Origin of the sequence: Bradyrhizobium sp. OAE829, assembly GCF_040546575.1 — a bacterium.
GTDB lineage: Bacteria > Pseudomonadota > Alphaproteobacteria > Rhizobiales > Xanthobacteraceae > Bradyrhizobium.
The window spans coordinates 4,388,374-4,408,853 of sequence record NZ_JBEPOE010000001.1 but is presented as its reverse complement, the minus strand read 5'-3'; the positions used below and the strand labels follow the sequence as shown (position 1 = coordinate 4,408,853).

The 20,480-nt window shown below is 63.3% G+C and carries 16 protein-coding genes and 1 tRNA gene; 8 read left to right on the top strand and 9 right to left on the bottom strand.

Annotation, left to right across the window (positions count from 1 at the left end; genetic code table 11):
- Positions 1-53 precede the first annotated feature (53 nt).
- Positions 54-977, bottom strand: coding sequence for a thioredoxin (trxA, locus tag ABIE49_RS21290; RefSeq protein ID WP_192739452.1), 924 nt, complete (start codon positions 975-977; stop codon positions 54-56).
- Between the two features lie 458 nt (positions 978-1,435).
- On the opposite strand from trxA, the gene ABIE49_RS21285 reads away from it, so the two are divergent.
- The 6 genes from ABIE49_RS21285 (at position 1,436) to ABIE49_RS21260 (ending at position 8,569) form a co-directional block, all read left to right on the top strand.
- A tRNA-Gly gene (locus tag ABIE49_RS21285) sits at positions 1,436-1,510 on the top strand.
- Between the two features lie 193 nt (positions 1,511-1,703).
- Positions 1,704-2,990 (top strand): DUF2157 domain-containing protein, encoded by a 1,287-nt coding sequence (locus ABIE49_RS21280; protein WP_192739451.1) that lies wholly within the window; start codon positions 1,704-1,706, stop codon positions 2,988-2,990.
- A complete protein-coding gene (locus ABIE49_RS21275) occupies positions 2,990-3,601 on the top strand; it encodes a GDYXXLXY domain-containing protein (RefSeq protein ID WP_192739450.1) in 612 nt (203 codons plus the stop codon). Before ABIE49_RS21280 ends, ABIE49_RS21275 begins: the two co-directional genes overlap by 1 nt.
- Positions 3,602-3,707: 106 nt before the next feature.
- Positions 3,708-6,035, top strand: coding sequence for a T6SS phospholipase effector Tle1-like catalytic domain-containing protein (locus ABIE49_RS21270; protein ID WP_192739449.1), 2,328 nt, complete (start codon positions 3,708-3,710; stop codon positions 6,033-6,035).
- Positions 6,036-6,516: 481 nt separating this feature from the next.
- Positions 6,517-7,779 (top strand): PQQ-dependent sugar dehydrogenase, encoded by a 1,263-nt coding sequence (locus tag ABIE49_RS21265; protein WP_192739448.1) that lies wholly within the window; start codon positions 6,517-6,519, stop codon positions 7,777-7,779.
- A gap of 211 nt (positions 7,780-7,990) precedes the next feature.
- A complete protein-coding gene (locus ABIE49_RS21260; RefSeq protein WP_192739447.1) occupies positions 7,991-8,569 on the top strand; it encodes a c-type cytochrome in 579 nt (192 codons plus the stop codon).
- Between the two features lie 138 nt (positions 8,570-8,707).
- Here the strand turns inward: ABIE49_RS21260 and panE are convergent, their stop codons facing one another.
- From panE to ABIE49_RS21240, 4 genes are all read right to left on the bottom strand, one after another.
- On the bottom strand, positions 8,708-9,628 hold the full coding sequence (panE, locus tag ABIE49_RS21255; RefSeq protein WP_192739446.1) for a 2-dehydropantoate 2-reductase: 921 nt from the start codon (positions 9,626-9,628) through the stop codon (positions 8,708-8,710).
- A 196-nt stretch (positions 9,629-9,824) separates the two neighbouring features.
- Positions 9,825-10,562: an SDR family oxidoreductase gene (locus tag ABIE49_RS21250; protein WP_192739445.1), complete on the bottom strand. Its 738-nt coding sequence runs from the start codon at positions 10,560-10,562 to the stop codon at positions 9,825-9,827.
- Positions 10,563-10,695: 133 nt separating this feature from the next.
- Positions 10,696-11,301: a 2-hydroxychromene-2-carboxylate isomerase gene (locus ABIE49_RS21245; RefSeq protein ID WP_192739444.1), complete on the bottom strand. Its 606-nt coding sequence runs from the start codon at positions 11,299-11,301 to the stop codon at positions 10,696-10,698.
- A gap of 123 nt (positions 11,302-11,424) precedes the next feature.
- Positions 11,425-12,015 (bottom strand): DUF2239 family protein, encoded by a 591-nt coding sequence (locus tag ABIE49_RS21240; RefSeq protein WP_192739443.1) that lies wholly within the window; start codon positions 12,013-12,015, stop codon positions 11,425-11,427.
- 176 nt (positions 12,016-12,191) lie between these two features.
- Here ABIE49_RS21240 and ABIE49_RS21235 point away from each other — a divergent pair, with 176 nt between their 5' ends.
- Positions 12,192-12,857 carry a glutathione S-transferase family protein gene (locus tag ABIE49_RS21235; RefSeq protein WP_192739442.1) on the top strand — a complete coding sequence of 222 codons (666 nt, stop codon included), beginning with the start codon at positions 12,192-12,194 and terminating at the stop codon, positions 12,855-12,857.
- 155 nt (positions 12,858-13,012) lie between these two features.
- Here the strand turns inward: ABIE49_RS21235 and ABIE49_RS21230 are convergent, their stop codons facing one another.
- From ABIE49_RS21230 to ggt, 3 genes are all read right to left on the bottom strand, one after another.
- Positions 13,013-14,383: a serine hydrolase domain-containing protein gene (locus ABIE49_RS21230; RefSeq protein ID WP_192739441.1), complete on the bottom strand. Its 1,371-nt coding sequence runs from the start codon at positions 14,381-14,383 to the stop codon at positions 13,013-13,015.
- A 27-nt stretch (positions 14,384-14,410) separates the two neighbouring features.
- Positions 14,411-15,301 (bottom strand): SDR family oxidoreductase, encoded by an 891-nt coding sequence (locus ABIE49_RS21225; protein ID WP_192739440.1) that lies wholly within the window; start codon positions 15,299-15,301, stop codon positions 14,411-14,413.
- Positions 15,302-15,456: 155 nt separating this feature from the next.
- Complete coding sequence (gene ggt, locus ABIE49_RS21220) at positions 15,457-17,205, bottom strand: gamma-glutamyltransferase (RefSeq protein WP_192739439.1); 1,749 nt, start codon at positions 17,203-17,205, stop codon at positions 15,457-15,459.
- Positions 17,206-17,334: 129 nt separating this feature from the next.
- Between ggt and ABIE49_RS21215 the strand changes: the two genes are divergently transcribed.
- On the top strand, positions 17,335-18,723 hold the full coding sequence (locus ABIE49_RS21215) for an MFS transporter (RefSeq protein WP_192739438.1): 1,389 nt from the start codon (positions 17,335-17,337) through the stop codon (positions 18,721-18,723).
- Between the two features lie 149 nt (positions 18,724-18,872).
- On the opposite strand, the gene purH is transcribed toward ABIE49_RS21215, so the two are convergent.
- Positions 18,873-20,465, bottom strand: a complete 1,593-nt coding sequence (gene purH, locus ABIE49_RS21210) for a bifunctional phosphoribosylaminoimidazolecarboxamide formyltransferase/IMP cyclohydrolase (protein WP_192739437.1) — start codon at positions 20,463-20,465, stop codon at positions 18,873-18,875.
- Between the last annotated feature and the right edge of the window lie 15 nt (positions 20,466-20,480).

The window sequence follows — 20,480 nt, the reverse complement described above, 5'->3', positions numbered from 1 at the left end:
CTTGTGCGTATTCTTAATCCAAAACCGGTGTCCACGGTTGCGGAATACGCAACTCACGAGAACAGGATCGTCGACAGCCGCCTGCGTCCATCCACGGTCGCTTCGTCGGCGCCGCCCCACGCTTCGAAGAACTGCACCAGCTGCTTGCGCGCGCCATCCTCGTTCCACTTGCGGTCCCGCTTGACGATTTCGAGCAGCTGGTTGGTCGCTTCGGCACGGTTGCCCTGGGCGTTGAGCGCGGTTGCCAGATCGAATCGGGCTTGATGATCGAGCGGATTTGCGGCGACTTTCTGTTCCAGCTCGGTGACCGGGCCGACCGATTGCGCCTGTTCGGCGAGATCGATCGAGACCTGCACGGCCTTGACGGCGGCGTCATTGCGTTTGGATTCCGGCACCATCGCGATGGTCTGCTTGGCCTGCTCGATGGCACCTGTCGTCACGTAGCATTTCGCGAGACCGGCCAACGCGGCGATATTGGTGGAATCGATCGACAGCACCTCGGCATAGATCTGCGCCGCGGCAGCCGCATCGCCTTCGGCCAGCACGGCCTCGGCCTCCTGCAGAATTTCGGCAATATTCGGTTCGCCCGGTGCGGCCATGCCCTTGGTGAGCTTGTCGATGAAGGCGGTGACCTGGCTCTCTGGCACCGCGCCCATGAAGCCATCGGCGGGCTGGCCGTTGACGAAGGCGATCACGGCCGGGATCGACTGGATTCCCATCTGGCCGGGGATCTGCGGATGCTGGTCGATGTTCATCTTGACCAGCTTGACCTTGCCCTTGGCGGCGCGGACGGCCTTTTCGATGATCGGCGTCAACTGACGGCACGGACCGCACCACTCCGCCCAGAAGTCGATCAGCACCGGCTGGCGCTTCGATTCCTCGATGACGTCCTTCACGAAGGTCTGGGTGGTGGTGTCCTTGATCAGATCGGGTACGGCCTGCGGCGCGGGGCCGCCGCCCTGCTCAATTATCGTCACGATGTATCCTCGCCTGATGTCTTGAGAATTGGTCTCGAAAGCTGTCCCAGAGAATGGCGCCCTTCTAGCACGGAAGGGCGCGAAGTTCTCATCCGCTAGATGGCGGCTTGGTCACAAAATTCAATCGGCCCCGGCCGCGGCGTGCCGCCCCGAACGATGGGCGGCCTGCCCATCACGTGTCCAGCCGGCGCGACGAATTTACCGGGAGGGCGGATCGGGGGGATCCGGGCGGAAGTCCGAATCGCCGGGATTCCCGACAATTTGACCAGGGAATTCGCGCTGGGGAGATCGGGGAACCGATTACCGCGGTTTGGGCGCCGTTTCGGACCGATTCTCGCCAATAAATTAAGAAAATCGGGCTATCCCGGTGGCTTCGGCCGCGTTCGCACTGTTGCATTCACGGCCTGCATTTGGCATAGCTCTGCCGTTGCCGGCGAGCGATCGCCGACATCTCGGATGCGGGTGTAGCTCAGTGGTAGAGCACGACCTTGCCAAGGTCGGGGTCGAGGGTTCGAGCCCCTTCGCCCGCTCCAAGATTTCTCGCATGCCAAAGCAATGATTGAACGACAAGCCGCCGTCAGGCGGCTTTGTCGTTTGTGGCGGCGGGCGACCTGCCGCCGCGGCCTGGTTCTTTCCACCGAACCTGCATGCCATCTTCTGATACCAAGCATTGCAGCGTCGTCTTGTGCCACGCCGCGAGGATCGTGACACGAGCGGAGCTGGCAATTGTTTGAACGGGGATATCGGCAGCGCCTTGAGGCGGACCTGGTCAAATGGGTCGCAGACGGCGTGATTTCGGGCGACGCGGCGCATTCCATCCGCAAGGCGCGGTTTGGCGAAGAGGCGACCTCGCGCCTGCCCGCCATCTTCGCGATGCTTGGCGCCTTGATGCTGGCCGCCAGCGTCAGCGCCTTTGTTGCCGCGAACTGGCAGGAGATTCCACGCCTGGTCAGGCTGGTCGGCATCCTCTCGCTGATTGCGGCCTGTTTTCCGATCGCCCTTCTACTCGGCCGGCGCGGGATTCCATGGGGCTCCGATGCCGCCGTGACATTCGCCACGCTGTGCTTTGGCGCGGGCGTGGCGCTGGTCGGCCAGATGTATCATCTGCCGGGCGATTGGCCGGCTGGCGCTATGCTGGTGGCGATCGGTGCTGTGATCGCGGCCGCGCTGACGGGTAAGAGCGGCCCGCTGGTGATTGCCTTTGCGGCGATGGCGGCCTGGACGCTCGGAAGGTTCGACGACGCGCAATGGCGCGAAATCCATTGGCCGTTTTTCCTGCTGTTCGTTCCGGCATTTGCGTTGGCGCTGGGCCGCGAAAATCGCCTGGTGGCGCATGCTGCAGCACTGGCGCTGGGCGTCTGGCTGGCCGCACTGATGTGGGCGCCGGCGGATCGCCTGATCCACGGCGGCATTGTGTTCGCGGTAGCCTACATCGCGATAGGGCTGCTGGCGCTGGACCGGGACTGGCCCGCCGAGTTCCGGGCGCTCTTGCCATGGGGCGGTTGGGCCTTCGGCGTGTTTCTCTGCTTTGAAATCGAACTCGTTCTGGAAAAATCAGAACGCTTCGCGCACGCCATCGATGCGCATGTCGGCCTTGCCTATGCCGCCGCGGCGCTCGCGATCGCGGCCCTCGCGGTACTGGCACGGGGCAGGGACAAGGGGCGGCTTGTGATCATCGCGGCCTGCGCCATTGGCTTGACGATTCCGCTGATGCTGGCGGGCGGCCCCGCAATTCCGAGCCGGGTGCTGATCCCCATCGCCGTGCTCGTCAGTGCGGTGGCCTTGATCGCAGGCGGCCTGCTGGTCGGCCTCAGGACATTTGTCATGGTCGGCTACGCGGTGTTCGGCGTTTCGATATTGATCCTGCTCTGGCGCACGGTCGGCACATTGCTCGACCAGTCCCTGTTCTTCCTCGCCGCCGGCGTGGTGCTGATGGGCCTCGCCTTGGGGGCGCGCAAACTCGCAAGCTGGTCAAGACGTGCCAATGAGCAACCCTCAGGGAGTGCGGCCTGATGAGTACCGTCGACAGCTTGATCGGGCGCGTGCCGTTGCTTCCGCGCTACATCCTCGCCGCGCTGCTGCTCTGCGGACTGATCCTCGCGATGGTCTATCAACGCGCGGAAATATTGCGAAACGGCCAGGAAGTCCGGCTCGAGATCGTGCCCGTCGACCCGCGCGACCTGTTTCGCGGCGATTATGTCGTTCTCGATTATCGAATCTCGGCGGTTGACCTGCCGAAGAACACAACGACTACCTTCACACGGGGACAAAAAGTATTCGTGACCCTGCGGCCGAACGAGAACGGCAAGGTAAGGGCGGTCGCCATCTCTTCCGAACGGCCGGCCGTATCCGGAACCGATATCGTCATTGCAGGTAAGGTGACCGCGCCGTCGGTCTGTCCGTTCAACGAGAACGGAATCAGGGATTGCAAGACTGGAAGCGACGCCGCGCTCGTGAAATACGGGCTCGAAAGCTATTTCGTGCCGCAGGGCGAGGGCAAGAAGATCGAGACGACCGAAAAGGCGCGGCTGGAGGTGGTCGCGGCCGTGACGCCTTCCGGCCAGGCCGCGATCAAGCGGCTGCTGATTGACGGCAAGCCCGTCTATGACGAGCCGCCCTATTGACGGGCGGCGCCCTGCCCGCGGTATGCTTCTCTATTCGAAGAGAACGTGGCAACCTCTAGTACCCTAGGTTGCATGTTCATTTCATGCCGCGGGCGAGGCATGTCCCATGAGCCGAAAAATCATCCTGCTGTCCGACGGCACCGGTAATTCTGCGGCAAAAGTCTGGCGCACCAATGTCTGGCGCACGTTCGAGGCGCTGGATCTTTCCGGCAACGACCAGGTCGCGTTCTATGACGACGGCGTCGGCACCTCGTCGTTCAAGCCGATGGCGATCCTCGGCGGTGCGTTCGGTCTCGGCCTGCGCCGCAACGTCATCGCGCTCTACAAGTTTGCCTGCCGGAACTATCGCGACAAGGACGACGAACTGTTCGGCTTCGGCTTCAGCCGCGGTGCCTTCACGATCCGGATCGTGATGGGGCTGATCGACAGCCAGGGGCTGGTCAAAGCCGATAACGAAGCCGAACTGCATAGTCTCGCGAGTGCGGCCTACCGCGCCTATCGCCGGGATCGCTATCATGACCTGAAGCTGGAAGCGCCCTACCAGTGGTTCCGCAACAAGTTCGGCCCGCACTACCCGCCCAAGGAGGTTCGCAGGAACGTCAAGGTCAGGTTCATCGGCGTTTGGGACACGGTTGCCGCCTACGGCATGCCGGTCGACGAAATGACCCGCGGCATTCATAAATATCTCTGGCGGCTTGAACTGCCGGGCAAACATCTGCCCGCGAGCGTCGCGCGCGCCTGCCAGGCGCTGGCGCTCGACGAGGAACGCACCACCTTCCACCCGCAGCTCTGGGACGAGACCGCCGGCACCAATGGCGGAGCGGCGCTGGCCGATCCCACAGCAAAGCGCTTCATCAAGGACGAGCGTATCAGCCAGGTCTGGTTCGCCGGCGTGCATACCAATGTCGGCGGCGGCTACCCCGACGATGCGCTGGCCCACATCCCCTTCGTCTGGATGATCACCGAGGCGCAGCGATGCGGGCTCAAATTCAAGTCGGATTATGCGGGCCAGCCGCCGAGCCCCGATCACATGATATCAGATCCCGATACGTTCAAAAACGCGATCTCGAAGCGAGACAAGGACGGACGGCTGTACGATCCGCGCAAGGGCCTTGGCGGATATTATCGCTACGGGCCGCGCAAGCTGGTGCCGGCCTTCTATCCGAAGAAGCTGGAAGAAGACGAGGTCGACGTCGTCAGCGCCAAGATTCACGAAAGCGTCTTCAGGCGCATCGAGAACAACGCGCATGGCTACGCGCCGGTCGGCCTGCCGCCATATTACGACGTCGTCAAGGATGACGGCGAGGTCGTCGCGCCCGACAAGTTCAGCATCGCGCCCGCCACGCAACCCTTTGAGACGAGCGCCGCCGCGGCGCAACGCGCGCTGGCGCAGGAGCATGTCTGGAACTGGGTCTGGCTACGCCGCATCACCTATTTCGCCACCGTCGGCGCGACGCTGTGGCTGCTCGTCTTTCCGCTCCTCAGCAGCGCGCAACGCTACGATGAATATACCAGTCCGATCCGCTGGGTGTCCCACCTCGTACGGTTCGTCGGCGGATTCCTGCCGGACTTCGCGACGACCTGGATCGACGGTTACGCGCGCGCGCCGGGCTGGTTCGCCTTGATCGCTGTCCTGGTCACAGGCCTGCTGGTTCTGTCCTCGAAGATCGCGGCCCGAACGTCGAACCTGATGGCCTCGATCTGGCGCAAGTCGCCGGAAGCGCCGCAAGGGCTCCCCGACAACTGGATCTATGATCTGCGCAGCAGCCCGCTTTACATCCGCATCCAGGACACTTTGAAGCAAAAGATTGCTCCGGGCTTCTTCGCGGCGGTGTTCGTCTATCTCGGATTTGCGCTTGTCAGTCACCTTGCTTACGACGGCTGGGACATGGCCGGATATACCTGTGTGCATCGCGATTCCGATCCGAAACCCGCGGTGCTGGCCGTCAACCAGACCGCGCGCGTCGAATTCAAGACGTCGGATTTGTGCAAGGCGACGGGCATCCTGCTGCAGCATCGCGGCCGCTATTATGTGACCATTCAACCCGGCGGCAAAAGCGGCGAAGACAAGCAATGGTTCAATGGCCTCGCCCGCATCGGCACGCCGGTCGGGGGCTTCTCCAGCAAAGAGCGGCCGCAATGGTACGAGCGTGTCTATCTCTCGCTATTGCTGCCGATGCGGCGGGAATTATCCAAGGACTGGTTCCGCATCGTGCTGCGTTTTGGCGATGTCGGCGGCGAAGAAGACTCCTACGAGCCCGATCCCTATGACGACATCATCCAGTTCAATATCACGCCGACGATTGCGCCCAACGGCAAGGAAGAACTGTTCGTCTTCGTCAACGACGCCGTGATCGGCATTCCCGGTCTTTACGATTTGCTCTACCGCAACAACCGCGGCACCGCCGTGCTGTCGGTAACGCGAAGAAGGTAACGGGACGGTCGCGCGAGGTGGATCGCGATTTCGGCGATCCGACGTCGCCGGCAATCCGAGTCACGCTAAATTGACCGAGTCTCGTCGCGGACGCGCCAGATCGAACAATTGATGCCCGCGCCCAACGAGCAGCTGGGCCACGGCAGAGCTGTCCCACCGAGAACCAACACACGCACGACCTGCGGCTTTTGTGGAAGTCCGCCCATCGGGCGCGCATCGTTCGATCCGGGCGTCACGTTCGCTTGCAATAAATATTGCGGTGCAGCGCGCACTTCGCAAAAAGTCCGAAAACAAAACCCGACGAAGAAAATTTTGCACTCAATCTAATTTCGTCTGACAGGGTAGCGCAGCCCACGCTTTTCTCCTGCAATGGATGTGCTACCATTTTACGGTCTATTCCACCTCACCTGACCAAGTTCGCCTCTCGAACGTTCAAAATAATAACAGGCGCAGCCCCCAAGGCTGCATAGGGAGTGACGCGATGAAATCGGCTTTCCATCGATCTATTCTTGCGCTCACGGCGATCGTCGTCGTGGCGGGGGCCAGCCAGGCCAACGCGCAGCAGAAGGCGCTGAAGAAATATGAATCCGGCACCAAGGAATTCTGGACCAACCCGCCGCCCGACTGGTTCCTCGGCGACGAGACCGAGGCGCAGAGGGGGCAGGCGCCGCCGTCCGGCCCGCCGACCGGCGCATCGGAGGCCGAACTCGCCAAGCTGATCCCGAAGATCAAGTTGCCGGCGGGCTTCAAGATCGAGGTCTACGCCTCCAACGTTCTGGAGGCGCGGCAGATGGCCCGGGGCGACAAGGGCACGCTGTTTGTCGGCTCCTTCAGTCTCGGCAACGTCTACGCGATCAAGGACAATGGCGGCAAGAGAGAGGTCAAGACTGTCCTCAAGGGCCTCACCATGCCGACCGGCCTCGCTTTCGTCGATGGCGCGCTCTACGTCGTCGCGATCAACAAGCTTATCAAGTACGAAAACGCCGAAGCCAATCTCGACAATCTCGGCGCCGGCAAGGTGGTGTATGACGACATGCCGTCCTACGTCGCGCATGGCTGGAAATACATCGCGGTCGACAAGGAGGGCTGGTTCTACCTGCCGTTCGGACCTCCCTTCAACATCGGCATCCCGCCCACCAGCCTCTCGCAGATCCGCCGCGTCGATCCCAAGACCGGCAACGCCGAAATCTGGGCGCTCGGCGTCCGCAACAGCGTCGGCGGCGACGTCGATCCGCGCACCGGCCGCTACTGGTTCACGGAAAACGCCCGCGACTGGATCAGCGACGACATGCCGAGCGACAAGCTCAACATGATCTCGAAGATCGGCGAGCATTTCGGCTATCCCTATTGCCACCAGGGCAACATGCCGGATCCGAAATTCGCGATGGGTCACAAGTGCTCGGAGTTCACGCCGCCGGTGCTCAATCTCGGCGCGCATGTGGCACCGCTCGGCATGAAGTTCTACACCGGCAGCCAATTCCCCGCCGAGTACAAGAACAACATCCTGATCGCCGAACACGGCTCCTGGAACCGGAAAAAGTACCAGGGCGCCCGGATCAAGCGCGTGATCGTCGGTCCCGACGGCAAGAACGCCAAGCAGGAAATCTTTGCTTCCGGCTGGCTCGAAGGCGACCAGGGCTATCTTGGCCGTCCCAACGACATCATCATCGACAAGGACGGCTCGATCCTGGTGTCCGACGACTGGGCCGGTGCGATCTATCGCATCAGCTACGCCAAGAAGTAGGGCTTTAACGATCAGGGGCTGCGGTTGCTCGGGAACGAGTGACCGCAGCTTCGCGTTTTGGAATGGAACATGCTCGTCATGCCCGGACTTGATCCGGGCATCCATCAAACAAGATTCTCTTGAAGGCCGATGGATTGCCGGGTCGTAGGCAAGCGGAAGCGACGCCGTCCTTCAGACGGCTATGCCCGGCAATGACAGCGGAGGATTTGAAATGCGGAATGCGTTAGCCGGAAGCCTGCTTGCAGCCATGATGATCTGCGGCCCCACCCATGCCGCCGATATCGCCGCCGGCAAGGCGAAGGCCGAATTGTGCATCGGCTGTCACGGCGAGAACGGTATTTCGCAGATGGAGAACATTCCCTCGCTCGCGGCGCAGCCGGACATGTTCATCCAATGGCAGTTGGTGTTCTACCGCGCCGGTGCCCGCAAGAACGAGCAGATGCAGCCGATCGTCGAGCAGCTCAACAACGAGGACATCCGCAATCTCGGCGCCTATTTCGCGCAGCTGCCGCCGCCGAAGCCGCCGGCCGACGACAAGCCGGATCTGTCGAAGAAGGGCGCGCAGGCGGCCGTGGGCGGGCGTTGCGCGGCTTGCCACCTGCCGGACTACGCCGGCACCAAAGCGGTCGCCCGCGTCGCCGGGCAGCGTCAGGATTATCTCTCAAAGGCGCTGCACGACTACAAGTCAGGGGTGCGGTCCGGCGGCGGCATGGCCGCGATGGCGAGTGTCGCCTATTCCCTGAGCGAGGAAGAGATCGAGGCGCTGGCGCATTATCTGGCGCATTTGTAATTGCTGTCGTCCCTGCGAACGCAGGGACCCATACTCCGCGGCCTCTCTACTTTAGGCAGAGCGCGTAGGTCTGATCCAACAATTGACATCGGTGGTTATGGGTCCCTGCGTTCGCAGGGACGACACCGTGCGTGAAGTTCACCCCCGCTGCTTCTCATACGCCTTGAGGTGCGTGTAGGCGATGCGCAGTTTTGGCACCGGAATTTTCGCGGCGTCGGCGCGGGCGACGAGATCGCCGATCACGTGATCGGCCTCGACCGGGAAGCCCGCCTTGACGTCGCGGAACATCGACGCGGTCATGGGCGAGCCTTCCGCGGTCAGCAAACCCCGCGTGCGCTGGAAGAACGGCCCGCCCGGCGCAAAGCCTTCCGCTGACGCAACCGCGCTGGTCTCATCGAGCATGCCGAGCAGGAAATCCCTGCCGCCCGTCACCGCCAGGATGTTGCCGACGGATGTGCGCATCAGGCAGGTCGAGGCCGCGAGCGAGGCGAGGAACACCCACTTCTCCCACATGTCCTGCATGATGTGCTCGCTGGCAACCGCGCCAATGTTGCCGCTGGTGAAGATGTCGGAGATCGCACGGACGCGGTCCGACATCTTGCCGTCGCGTTCGCCGAAATTGAGCGACTGCATCGGCGCCAGCTGCACCACCTCGCGCGCCTCGTTGAGCGTCGCGGCAATCGCGCAGAGGCCGCCCAGCACACGCTCCGCGCCAAATTTTTCGTCGAGCACGTTCAAGTGCAGCATGCCGTTGAGCAGCGGGATGATCGAGGTGTTTGGGCCAACCGCCGGCGCAAAGGATTTTATGGCGTCCTCGAGGTCGAACGCCTTGCAGCTCAGCAGTACCACGTCGAATTCTTCGCTGAGCTTGTCGGCCTGCACCGTCGGCGGATTCTTCAGCGTGACGTCGCCGGCAGGGCTCTTGATGACGAGGCCGGCGGAGGCGAGTTCAGAGGCCCGCTTCGGCCGCACCAGGAACGTCACGTCGCGCCCGGCCTGAAGCAGCCTGCCGCCGAAATATCCGCCGATGGCGCCGGCGCCGACCACGAGAATGCGCATTGCTTAGCTCCGTTTGTTCTTGCTTACTTCATCTAGAGAGCCGGAGATATCACGGTCCTCGTCATGCCCGGCCAGTAGCGCGAAGCGCGTCTTCGCGCCAGGTGTGCCGGGCATCCACGTCTTAACACCGCAACAGCAAGCAAGACGTGGATGGCCGGGTCAAGCCCGGCCATGACGAATTGGTGAGGTGAAGTCGCTACCACTTCTCCCCGAACGGACGAATCTCCAGCTCGAACGTCCAGGCGCTGCGCGGCTGCTGGTAGAGCTGCCAATAGGACGCCGCGACCGAGGCCGGCGGCATCAGCAAATCCGGATTGTCGAGGGCTTCCTTGCCCCAGAGCGCTTCACGGCGCTCGCGCACCCAGGCGGTATCGACGCCGGAATCGATGATCAGATGCGCAACATGGATGTTTTTGGGGCCGAGCTCGCGCGCCATCGATTGCGCTACCGCACGCAGGCCGAATTTGGCGCTGGCAAAGGCCGCAAAACCGCTGCCGCCGCGCAGGCTCGCGGTGGCGCCGGTGAAGAAGATATTGCCCTGGCCGCGCGGCAGCATCAGCCGCGCCGATTCCCGGCCCGCCAGGAAGCCGGCCCAGCAGGCCATTTCCCAGACCTTTCGAAACACGCGGTCGGTGGTCTCCAAAATCGGGAAATTGACGTTGGCGCCGACATTGAAAATGCAGACCTCCAGCGGCGCGTGCGCGTCGGCGTCGTTGAGGAAGGCAGCGACCTCGTCTTCCTTGCGCGCATCGAGCGAGCGCGCCACGATCGACCCGCCTGACGCCTCGATCTCCTTCTTCAGCGGCTCCAGCTTGGCGCCGTCGCGCCGGCCGGCGAATACGGTAAAACCTTCGGAGGCGAATTTCTTGGCGATCTCGCCGCCGATGTAGTCGCCGGCGCCGATGACAGCGACGGTTGCGTTGCGTTTTTGCATTGGTCGTTCTCCACAGTCCTCATCCTGAGGAGCGGCGCCTTCGCCGCGTCTCGAAGGATGGAGCCAAAAGCCGGCCTGCATGGTTCGAGACGCCGCGCGAAGTGCGCGGCTCCTCACCATGAGGGGTAGGGACCTACTTCCCCGAAACCATCTCCTCGACTTCGCGCAACTGTTCCTTGCCGAAGAACATCTCCTTGCCGACAAAGAACGTCGGCGAACCGAATGCACCGCGCTCGACCGCGGCCTGCGTGTTCTCGATCAGCTTTGCCTTCACATCGGCGTCCTGCGAACGGACGAGGAGTTTCGCCGCATCGAGCCCGGATGATGCCAGCGCCTTTATGGCGACTTCCGGATCGTCCATCTTCTTCGGCTCGACCCACATGTGGTGGAACGCGGCCTCGACATACTTTTCAAACACGCCTTCCATCTGCGCCGCGACGGCGGCGCGCATCAGATTGAGCGTGTTGACGGGAAAGAACGGATTCCAGGTGTAGGGCTTGACGCCAAAACGCTTGACGAAGCGTTCGGTCTCGATCGCGTGGAACTCGCGCTTGTTCTTGACGCCGGCGAGCGTCTCGGCTGGCGACTTGTTGTTGGTGGCTTTGAAGATGCCGCCGAGCAGCACCGGGACATACTCGAATTTCGCGCCGGTCCGCTTTTCGATCGCCGGGATCGCCTCGTGGCTGAGGAAGGCGTTGGGGCTGCCGAAATCGAACAGGAACTGCGGATTGGGGCTCACGGCATCCTCCCGACGGCTTCTTATATGATTACTATCATCCAAATGAGCCTAGCCGGTCGATGCTGCGAGATCAACAGATAGAGCGGGCTGACGCCGTCAGCCCGCTCTATCGTTTTCGAGAAGTCATGTTCCCTGCACGGCCTGGTCGCTGTAGGCGAGCTTGACGATGTGGTCGCGCACATCCACCGGCCAATCCGCGATCAGTCCGGCAAAGCGTCGCCGGTCGTCGGCGAACAGGGCGCGCGAAGCTTCCTCGAAATTGACGAGGTTGCCGGCCATCGCAGACATGAAGTGGTAGGCCGCATCGCGCGCCGCGCGCAGGCGGTCACGATCGCCGCTGATGCGGCGGGCTTCATCCACCAGCTTGCGCAAGGCGACCGACGCGCCGCCGGGTTGGGTGTTCAGCCATTCCCAGTGCCGCGGCAACAGCGTCACCTCGCGTGCCACCACGCCGAGTTTGGGCCGGCCGCGGCCGCGCGGCTCCGTCGGCCCGGACTCGGGAGCAGGGGCCGCGGGTTCGGTGCGCGGAAGCCTCGCAACGATTTCGTCCTCGCTGCCGCGCAGGTCCAGATCGAGCGGTCGGCCGCTGCTGTCACTGAAGATGTGGACCGAGCTAGCCGGCCGGCCGGCACGCTTGATGGCGAGGGCCACCTGGGCAAGAGAGCCGGTAATGAAGCGCCGCTCGCCCTCGAAGGCGGTAAAGCTTTGGGTCATTTTGCGTTTCCGAAACAGCCACATGGCATATTTATACCCGGGTATATTTAGTCTGTCAATATTACCCGGATAATTTGTGGTTCCTTGGTACCGCCGCCCGTTTGTCTAGGGGCAGCAAGTCGCAAAACCGGGCAAGGCCTGATAGGGGAACAACCGAAATTCCCGGAGGGACAGCCATGCTGACGGTGCACCATCTCAACAACTCCCGCTCACAGCGCGTGCTGTGGCTGCTCGAAGAGCTCGCCGTGCCCTACGAGATCGTGCGCTATCAGCGGCAGGGCGACATGCGCGCGCCGAAAGAGCTGCGCGCCATTCACCCGCTCGGCAAGTCGCCCGTGATTACCGACAACGGCAACACCATCGCGGAGTCAGGCGCGATCGCCGAATACATCATAGGCACTTATGGTAACGGCAAGCTTATTCCTCCAGCGAACACGCCGGAGCGGCTGCGCTACACCTATTGGCTGCACTATGCGGAAGGCTCCGCGATGTCGCCGCTGCTGCTGAAACTGTTGTTCACGCTGATGCCGAAGCGCGCGCCGGCGCTGCTACGACCACTGGTGCGCAAGGTCTGCAATACGGCGCTGACGACACTGGTCAATCCGCAGCTCAAGCAGCACATGGATTATTGGGAAGGCGAACTGGCGAAAAGCGAATGGTTCGCCGGCAACGAATTCTCCGGCGCCGACATCCAGATGAGCTTTCCGCTGGAAGCCGCCGCGGCGCGCGGCGGGCTGGAGATCGGACATCCCAAGGCGATGGCGTTCCTCGAACGCATCCATGCCCGCCCGGCCTATGCGCGCGCGCTGGAAAAGGGCGGGCCGTATGTGGTGGGACGCTAACCTCTCCCGCGCTTGCGGGGTCGAGACGAGCGAAGCTCGCTCTTAGGTCGACGCGCGAAGCGCGGCGGGTGGGGGCTCTCTCCACACGAACAGTCTGAATCGCGGAGGCACCCCCACCCCGGCCCTCCCCCGCAAGCGCGGGAGAGGGGGAAGATTCAAGGCCCCACCGCCGCGATCACTTCCTTCACCAATCGCGCGAGCCCTCCGATATCGCCGGTCGGATCGAAATTGTCGCCGAGACGCACGACGACGAGACGCTGTGACGGCATGATCATGATGCGCTGGCCGAGATCGCCGGCCGCAAAGAACGCGTCGCGGGGGATGCCTGCCCGCACGCGGCTCTTGGCGCTTTCATGCTCGCTGCGATTGGTCCAGAACCCGGCGCCGTAGTCGGTGTCGAGCGTGGCGGCGGCCGAGAAATCCACCCAGTCCTCGTGCAGCAGGCGTTTGCCGCCGACAACGCCGTCATTGACAAACAGCAGTCCGAACCGCGCCCAGTCCCGCGCGCTCGCGAACATGTAGGTCGATCCCTGCAGCGTGCCCGTGGCGTCGAATTCCAGCGTAACGTTGCGCATGCCGAGTGGATTGAACAATTCGCGCCACGCAAACGCCAGGCTCTGCTCCGGTCCTCCGGCGGCATCGCGAATAATCCGTGCCAATAGCTGCGTCGTCGGGCTGGAATAGGCCCAGCGCGTGCCCGGCGTGGCGACAAGCGCAGCCTTGACCGCGAAGCCGGCCATGTCGTCCCGCAGATAGACCATCTCGCTGAAGCTGCTGGTTTCGTCGAGCGCCAGCCCGGTGGTCATGCGCAGCAAATGCTCGACCTCGATCTCGCGCCTGAGATCGCCGCGCCATTCCGGTATCGGCGCGGGCATCGAGGGCGTGACGAGGCCTTGCTGGGTCAGCACGCCAATCAAGGCATTGGTCACCGACTTGGTCATGGAAAAGCCGGGCAGCGGTGTGTTGACACCGATGCCGCTGGCGTAGCGCTCGGCGATCACCTTGCCGTCATGCACCACGACGACAGCCTTGGTGCGCCGGAACGGCGGCTCGGCCGGCTCCTCGAAGACGTGATCGAGCGCGGCCTTCAATGCGGGACTGGACGGCGCCACGACATCGGGGCCGGCAATCTCGCCCAGCAGCGGCGGCGATTTCGGTACCTTCAACGCATCGATGTCGCTCCTGAGGATATACGGCTCCTTCGTTCCGTGCCGCAGCACACAGCCGAACCCTTCATGATAGACAGCGCGGCTGCCAAACATCCACGCCGCCGACGCATCGACACTCATCGCCGTTTGATCAACGTGGAATCGCAGCGCCGTGCGCAGGCGGCGCAGTCGGGGACGCTCGATGGTTTCCGAAAACACGGTTTGCGGATCGAGCCCGGAGACGAAGGTCTTGGCACAGACATTGTGCGCGACCACGGCCGTGGCGACACGGATCGCGCGATCGGGACGGTAGATGATGCAGGCCCCCGCCGACACGGTCAGCAGCAACGCGACAGCGGTCCAACTTCGCCAGCCCACACGACTCTCCGCGGCCCGTTTCCAGCGCTACGACTTCGCTGCGGCGACCGAGGGAAGCGCCTGCACGGTGACGCCGGGCGGCGGGACGTCGTCATCGGGAACGAAGAAGTCCGGCATCAAAGGTACCGACTTGTCGACGCGGTAAGGCTCGAAGTCGCGCACGCCGCTGGCATAGAGCACCTTGTCGTCGATACAGAACTGGCCGGTGAACTCGCGGGACGGCTTGGTGAAGATGACGTAAGCGGCATCGCCCATGATTTCAGGCGTTCGGCTGGCGCGCATCATGGCGTCGCCGCCGAGGAGATTGCCGACCGCGGCGGTCGCGATCGTGGTGCGCGGCCACAGCGCGTTGACGGCGACGCCTGCGGATTTCAATTCACCTGACAGCCCGAGCACGCACATGCTCATGCCGAACTTCGCCATCGTATAGGCGGTGGAATGCTCGAACCATTTTGTCTTCATGTCGAGCGGCGGCGACAACATCAGGATGTGAGGGTTGGCGGCCTTCTTCAGATGCGGAATGCAATATTTCGACACCAGGAAGGTGCCTCGCGTATTGATGCCCATCATCAGGTCGAACCGCTTCATGTCGGTCATCTGCGAATTGGTCAGGCTGATGGCGCTGGCATTGTTGACGCAGATGTCGATGCCGCCGAACTCGGCGACGGTCTTTTCAATCGCCGCGATCACCTGCGCTTCGTCTCTGATATCGCACAGCACCGGCAGCGCCTTGCCGCCGGCGGCGCGCACCTCGTCGGCGGCGGTGTAGATGGTGCCCTTGAGCTTTGGGTGCGGCTCCGCGGTCTTGGCCGCGATCGCAACATTGGCGCCGTCACGCGCGGCGCGCAGCGCAATCGCCAGCCCGATGCCCCGGCTGCCACCGGATACGAACAGCGTCTTGCCTTTGAGGGATGTCATGGGACGACTCCATTGTGGACCATAGTCGGGGACGCGCGGCTAGATGGGCTCCCTCCCCCGCAAGGGGGGAACATACCGTTGTTCGCGGCGACACTTCAGCACATCAATCCTACGCCGTCCGCATTATCAGGCAAACGGGCGGTTGTGGCTTTACGTCACTGCCCCGCCGCTTCCGCGCCGCGGGTGCGCGGATCGGGTGCGCCCAGCAGGCCGGTAGGCGTCACGGCGATGGAATTGGCCGAGGTCTGGCCAAGTGGCACGATCACCTGATGCCCTCGGGCCTTCAGCGCGTCGAGCGTCTCTTGTGGAAAGCCGCGTTCCGCCCGCACTTCGTCGGGCATCCATTGATGGTGCACGCGCGGCGCCGCCACGGCGGCCGCAACATCCATCTTGTAATCCAGCGTGTTCACGACGACCTGCAGCACCGCTGAAATGATCCGGCTGCCGCCGGGCGTTCCCGTCACCAGCACCGGTTTGCCGTCCTTCAGCACGATGGTCGGCGACATCGAGGACAGCGGCCGCTTGCCGGGGCCGGGCAGATTGGCCTCAAACCCCACCAGCCCGAAGGCGTTGGAGGCGCCGGGGGCGGCGGTGAAATCGTCGAGTTCGTTGTTGAGCAGCACACCGGTGCCGTCGGCGACCAGGCCGACGCCATAGGGGAAGTTCAGCGTGTAGGTGTTGCTGACCGCGTTGCCACTGGAGTCGACGACCGAATAATGCGTGGTGTTGCTGCCCTCGCGTTGCGGGGTAATTTTCAAGACATCGGCCGATGGCGTTGCGCGTTCCGGGTCGATGCTAGCGCGTTGCCTCGCCGCGTAATCCTTGGCGAGCAGGACTTGCATCGGCGCATTGACGAAATCGGGGTCACCTAGATAGCGGGCACGGTCGGCATAGGCGCGCTTCATCGCCTCGATCATGATATGCAGCGAAGGGGCCGAGCCCTGCTTCATGTCGGACATCGGAAAGCCTTCGAGGATGTTCAGCGTTTCCAGCAGCACCGTGCCGCCGGACGACGGCAGCGGCATCGAGACGATGTCGTAGCCGCGGTAATTGCCGCGCACCGGCGCGCGGAGTAGCGCCTGATACGATTTCAGATCGTCCGGCGTCATGATGCCGCCGGCATTGCTGACGGCCTTCGCCAGTTTTTCGGCGACCGGTCCTTCATAGAAGCCGCGCGGGCCCTGTTCGGCGATCGCGGTCAGCGTGGCCGCCAGATCAGGCTGGATCAGCCGGTCGCCGTCACGCAGCTGCTCACCATCGGCACGGGAGAAAGACTTGGCGGAATTCGGCCAGCGCGCCATCCGGCGATACATGTCGGAGAGCGTGTCGGCCATGTCGTCGGCGACGATAAAACCGTCGCGGGCCAGTTCGATCGATGGCTGGATGATCTGTGCGAGGGTGAATTTGCCGGAGCCGTATTTCTCCAGCGCCAGCGCCAGGCCCGCCACGGTGCCGGGCACGCCGATGCCGAGCGCCGAATTGCGCGATTTATCGGTGTCGGGTTTGCCGTCGGCGCCGAGATACATGTCGCGCGTGGCGGCTGATGGCGCGGTCTCGCGATAATCGATCGCGACGTCTTCGTTGCGCTCGGCGGAATGTATAACCATGAAGCCGCCGCCGCCGATATTTCCGGCGCGTGGATAGGTCACGGCCAGCGCAAAGCCGGTCGCGACCGCGGCGTCGACCGCGTTGCCACCCTGCCGCAAAATGTCGGCGCCGATACGGGCCGCGAGTTTTTCCTGCGCCACCACCATGCCCTGTTGGGCGGATACGGCGCGAACCGTGGCAAGGTCCGGCGGTGTATAGAGGCGGCGTTGGTCCTGCGCATACGCCGTTGTGCTTGACGCAACGACGAGCGTGATGGTCACCAGCGCGCTACGCCACTTATTCGTGCAGAAAATCATCCAAAATCCGCCGCAGTTGGAGCCGGTGTGATGCCTGGCAATAGCACACGCATGATAATCGCATGCTATATGGGTTCGAATTCGACGGGCAAAACGCCTTGTCGTGATCGATGAAGGAAATTCCTGGGCATGACGGTGATTTCTCCGCAGGCATCTGGCGCTGATATCCCAGGAAAATATCCGCCCCGCGCCGCCGTCGTCAGCTGGATCTTCTTCGATTGGGCAGCCCAGCCCTATTTCACGCTGATCACCACCTTCGTGTTCGCGCCGTATTTCGCAGGCTTCGTCGCGCCGGATCCGGCGACCGGGCAGGCGCTGTGGGGATTTGCCACCGCGGCCGCGGGGCTGATGATTGCGCTGATGTCGCCGATCCTGGGCGCGATTGCCGATGCCAGCGGCCGCCGCAAGCCATGGATCGCGGCATTCGGCTTGTTGCTGGTGATCGGCTCGAGCCTGATGTGGTTCGGAAAGCCCGGCGATCCCAGCATCATCCCGACACTGCTGCTGTGCTATGCGATCGCGAGCGTCGGCGTCGAATTCGCCACCGTGTTCAACAACGCGATGATGCCCACGCTGGTGCCGCCGGACAAGATCGGACGGCTGTCCGGCACCGGCTGGGCCACCGGCTATGTCGGCGGCATCCTCAGCCTGATCCTGGTGCTCGGTTTTCTCGCCGCCAATCCGCAGACCGGACGCACGCTGTTCGGCTTCATTCCACTGTTCGGCCTCGACCCGGTGACGCATGCGGGCGACCGCATCACCGGACCGCTGACGGCGCTGTGGTTCATGCTGTTCACGCTGCCGATGTTTTTGCTGACGCCGGATTATCCGGCAAAGCTGCCGGTGCGCGCGGCGTTGCGCGAAGGTTTGAGCGAGCTGAAGCAGACGCTGCGCGAATTGCCGAAGCAGAAATCGCTGGCGACGTTCCTGCTCGCCAACATGATCTATACCGACGGGCTGGTGTCGCTGTTTGCCTTCGGCGGTATCTATGCGGCGGGCACGTTCGGCTGGCACACGATCCAGATCGGCACTTTCGGCATTGTCGCTGCGATCGCGGGCGTGTTCGGGGCCTGGCTCGGCGGCAAGCTCGATGATCGCGTGGGGCCGAAGCGCGTCATCGCGATCAGCTTGCTGGTGCTGCTGCTGGCGCTCGCCGCCATCCTGCTGGTGGACAAGGATTCGATCCTGTTCGTGAAGGTGGCGCCGCCCGTGCCCGGCGGACCATTATTCGCCGGCGCTGCGGAGCGCGCCTATCTCATCCTCGGATGCCTGATCGGCGGCGCCGGCGGTCCACTGCAGGCGGCGTCGCGCACGTTGCTCATTCGGCTCGCGCCGCAAGATCGCATCGCGCAATGTTTCGGGCTGTTCGCGCTGACCGGAAAGGTCACCTCGTTCGTCGGACCGCTGCTGATCGGCGTTGTCACGGCGGTGACTGCGAGCCAGAAAGCGGGGATGGCGCTGCTGGTGGTGTTTTTTGTCGTCGGGCTGGCGCTGTTGTGGCGGGTGCGGGAGAGGTGAGGTTGCCGCGCTCTCTCACCACGTCGTCCCGGCCTTGAGCCGGGACCCATAGCCACCGGCTTCGGTAATTTGGAAAGATATCAACTCCGACCGCTCGCAATCGAGAGGCCGCGGCGTATGGGTCCCGGCGTTCGCCGGGACGACAGTAACTAATGCCTGAAATGCCGCACGCCGGTGAACACCATGGCGATGCCGTGGTCGTCGGCGGCCTTGATCACTTCATCGTCGCGCATGGAGCCGCCGGGCTGGATGACCGCGGTGGCGCCGGCCTCGATGCAGGCCAGCATGCCGTCGGCAAACGGGAAGAACGCGTCTGACGCGACCACCGAACCCTTGGTCAGCGGTTCAGCGAGCTTCAGCTCAGCCGCGGCGTCCAGCGCCTTGCGCGCGGCGATGCGCGCGGAATCGACCCGGCTCATTTGTCCCGCGCCGATGCCAACGGTGGCGAGATCCCTGGCGTAAATAATGGTGTTGGACTTGACGTGCTTGGCGACACGGAAGGCGAATTTTAGATCGCGCAGTTCGGCGTCCGTGGGCGCGCGCCTGGTCGCGACCTTCAGCACCATGTCCTCGATCACGGCGTTGTCGCGGCTTTGCACCAACAGACCGCCGGACACCGTCTTGGCGGTGAGGCCCGGCTTGCGCGGATCGGGCAGGCCGCCGACCAGCAACAGCCGCAGATTCTTCTTTGCGGCGACGACAGCGATGGCTTCCTCGGTCGCGTCCGGCGCGATAATGACCTCGGTGAAGATTTCAGTGATGGCGCGCGCAGCGTCGGCGTCGAGCGTGCGGTTGACTGCGACGATGCCGCCGAAGGCCGACGTCGAATCGCAGGCCAGCGCCCTTTTGTAAGCGCCGAGCAGATCGCTACCCTCGGCAACGCCGCAGGGGTTGGCATGCTTGACGATGACGCAGGCGGCGGTGCGAGCCGGGTCGAACTCGGCGACGCATTCATAGGCCGCATCGGTATCGTTGATGTTGTTGTACGACAGTTCCTTGCCCTGGAGCTGGCGCAAGGTCGAAACGCCCGGCCGCTTGTCGGGCGTGGCATAGAACGCCGCGGTCTGGTGCGGATTCTCGCCGTAGCGCAGCGACTGGATCAGCTTGCCGCCGAAGGCGCGGAAATCCGGTGCGTCGTCTTTCAGCTGAAGCGCGAACCAGTTCGAGATCGCAGCGTCATAGGCGGCGGTGCGGGCGTAGGCCTTTGCGGCGAGACGGCGACGCAGTTTCAGCGACGTCGCGCCGTTATTGGCGGCGAGCTCGTCGAGCACGGATTGATAGTCGCTGGCTTCGACGACGACGGCGACGTCGTCATGGTTCTTCGCCGCAGCGCGGATCATCGCGGGTCCGCCGATGTCGATGTTCTCGATGCAGTCTTCGTATCCGGCGCCTTTGTCAACGGTCGCCTCGAACGGATAGAGGTTGACCACCAGCAGATCGATCGGCGCGATGCCGTGCGCCTTCATCGCATCCGTGTGTTCCTTGTTGTCGCGGATCGCGAGCAGGCCGCCATGTACCTTCGGATGCAGGGTCTTGACCCGGCCGTCCATCATTTCGGGGAAACCGGTGAGGTCGGATACGTCGCTGACCTTCAGCCCGGCCGCCGCGATCGCCTTCGCGGTGCCGCCGGTGGAGACGAGATCGACGCCGTGGCCTGCAAGCGCGCGGGCGAATTCAATCAGGCCGGTTTTGTCGGAAACGGACAACAGAGCGCGGGTGACGCGGCGGGGATGGTCAGTCATGGGCAAGATCCTCGG

Coding starts and splice junctions, on each gene's coding strand:
- panE (WP_192739446.1), bottom strand. CDS start 9,628: ATGCGCATTCTCGTGGTCGGCGCCGGCGCCATCGGCGGATATTTCGGC.
- ABIE49_RS21260 (WP_192739447.1), top strand. CDS start 7,991: ATGCGGAATGCGTTAGCCGGAAGCCTGCTTGCAGCCATGATGATCTGC.
- purH (WP_192739437.1), bottom strand. CDS start 20,465: ATGACTGACCATCCCCGCCGCGTCACCCGCGCTCTGTTGTCCGTTTCC.
- ggt (WP_192739439.1), bottom strand. CDS start 17,205: ATGATTTTCTGCACGAATAAGTGGCGTAGCGCGCTGGTGACCATCACG.
- ABIE49_RS21225 (WP_192739440.1), bottom strand. CDS start 15,301: ATGACATCCCTCAAAGGCAAGACGCTGTTCGTATCCGGTGGCAGCCGG.
- ABIE49_RS21265 (WP_192739448.1), top strand. CDS start 6,517: ATGAAATCGGCTTTCCATCGATCTATTCTTGCGCTCACGGCGATCGTC.
- ABIE49_RS21270 (WP_192739449.1), top strand. CDS start 3,708: ATGAGCCGAAAAATCATCCTGCTGTCCGACGGCACCGGTAATTCTGCG.
- ABIE49_RS21250 (WP_192739445.1), bottom strand. CDS start 10,562: ATGCAAAAACGCAACGCAACCGTCGCTGTCATCGGCGCCGGCGACTAC.
- ABIE49_RS21275 (WP_192739450.1), top strand. CDS start 2,990: ATGAGTACCGTCGACAGCTTGATCGGGCGCGTGCCGTTGCTTCCGCGC.
- ABIE49_RS21215 (WP_192739438.1), top strand. CDS start 17,335: ATGACGGTGATTTCTCCGCAGGCATCTGGCGCTGATATCCCAGGAAAA.
- ABIE49_RS21235 (WP_192739442.1), top strand. CDS start 12,192: ATGCTGACGGTGCACCATCTCAACAACTCCCGCTCACAGCGCGTGCTG.
- ABIE49_RS21240 (WP_192739443.1), bottom strand. CDS start 12,015: ATGACCCAAAGCTTTACCGCCTTCGAGGGCGAGCGGCGCTTCATTACC.